We start from the raw sequence: 1,709 nt of genomic DNA, 5'->3' as shown, positions 1-1,709 counted from the left end.
GTTTGTGCAGTCTGATCTGCTTCGAAATAAGCTTTCTTTTCGAAGCCGAAAAGTCCTGCAAATATATTTTTAGGAAACATACGGATAGTTGTATTATAATCCTTTACTCTTTCATTAAATTTATTTCTTTCTGTAGAGATACGGTTTTCTGTACCTGTGAGTTCATCTTGAAGCTGTATGAAATTTGTATTCGCTTTCAGATCTGGATAATTTTCAGTAATCATCATCAATCGTCCCAAAGCAGAACCTAGTTGCCCTTGCGCTTCCTGATATTTCTTGATATTCTCTTCTGTCAACTGATCTGCATTTACTTGCATCTGTGTGGCCTTAGCACGAGCTTCTACGACCTCTGTCAGTGTTTGTTGTTCGTGTGTAGCATACCCTTTCACTGTTGCCACCAGGTTTGGTATAAGATCGGCACGACGTTGATATGCATTTTGTACTTGAGCCCATTGAGACGATACCCCTTCTTCTTGAGCTACCATCCCATTATAAGATGATTTACTGAAAAAGTATCCGATAAGAAGAATAAGTACTACTACGATAATTGCAATTACGCTTTTTTTCATTGTGAGTGTATTTTTAGTGTTACTAATATTTTACTTCGATTATAAAACAAATGGATTATATATTTTGTTTCTTCCTGATTGAAAGTATTGAGTCTCTCGAAAGAAGCAAAACCTTATAGTAAGAAGAGTCTCTTTTGTTTGCTATATTTCCATAAGCGATTTGTAGCTCATGTTCACCTTGTTTCATATATATAGTGTCTTTACTAAGAACATAATAAGGAATCGAAAACAAAGAATTGCGAATAATTATTGTGTCTGTCACCTTATGTCTTTTTGTACTGAAAATATCTTCTCCTAGAGCCCAAAGTTTATATGGTTCGCCTGCTTGACTATTTATTTCCATCTTCACTCTATAACTTGATAAACCAATGTTGTCTCTAAAACGGGCATTCAAGTAGAGTGTTTTGCCTATAATTAATGTGTCAATATGTGATGGACCTCTTTTAGTAGAATCATTCAAAACTATGACTTCTCCATCCTGAAGATGTAATGTATCATTGGCGTTGAATCTGACGTCGGAAACTGTCGGTTTTCCAGCCCCTTCATAGTTATCAACTTTAGCACATGAAGAAAACCATACGGCAGGAACTACAAGTACAATTATCAATGCTATACACAAATTTCTCATTCGTTCTATTATTAAGTTTTCAGATACAAATGTACATGATAAATATTAAATTATTCTATTTATAGATATCTCTCTGATCTTTTATTGGTAGAATATCAATATAATGCAGATCTTTTTACCAAATAAAAGTTAACTCTTTTATTTAAAAATAAAAGGACGAGTAGTAGTTTAATTTATAATACTACTTTTGCTCCTCAAAAGGAATAGAGTTAGATGATATCCCCTCGGAAAATAGCAATTGTGTTTGTAAGTATATTCGTCAGTATGATACTGATGAAGCCTTTACACTTTATATTTGCCGACCACAGCCACTATTGTACAGAGTCCTCATGCTCATCGCAACAGGAATTATCCGACCAACATCATGATTGTAGTATCTGCCTTTTCTCCTTTTTCAATTTTACTCTTCAGAAGTTTGGAAATATCAGGCAGCTAATTACTGTTTATGTAACAACGCTTATTATTTCAGATCGGGTTATATTCTTACCCCAACTCATCTCCGATATATCCAC

General features: G+C 34.2%; 3 protein-coding genes. 1 reads left to right on the top strand and 2 read right to left on the bottom strand.

Going from position 1 to position 1,709, the window contains the following annotated elements:
• Both LDB17_RS05780 and LDB17_RS05775 read right to left on the bottom strand, forming a co-directional pair.
• Positions 1 to 569: LemA family protein (locus LDB17_RS05780; RefSeq protein WP_393924927.1), on the bottom strand; the 569-nt coding region annotated here is incomplete at its 3' end.
• A 55-nt stretch (positions 570 to 624) separates the two neighbouring features.
• Positions 625 to 1,197 (bottom strand): hypothetical protein, encoded by a 573-nt coding sequence (locus LDB17_RS05775; protein WP_252638156.1) that lies wholly within the window; start codon positions 1,195 to 1,197, stop codon positions 625 to 627.
• Positions 1,198 to 1,410: 213 nt separating this feature from the next.
• On the opposite strand from LDB17_RS05775, the gene LDB17_RS05770 reads away from it, so the two are divergent.
• Positions 1,411 to 1,709 (top strand): hypothetical protein (locus LDB17_RS05770; RefSeq protein WP_393924926.1); only part of this gene is annotated, 299 nt, incomplete at its 3' end.

It is taken from the genome of Dysgonomonas sp. Shenzhen-Wh21 (assembly GCF_043392705.1).
GTDB lineage: Bacteria > Bacteroidota > Bacteroidia > Bacteroidales > Dysgonomonadaceae > Dysgonomonas.
Note: the sequence above shows the minus strand (reverse complement) of the source record. Positions and strands in the feature narration are given on the sequence as shown.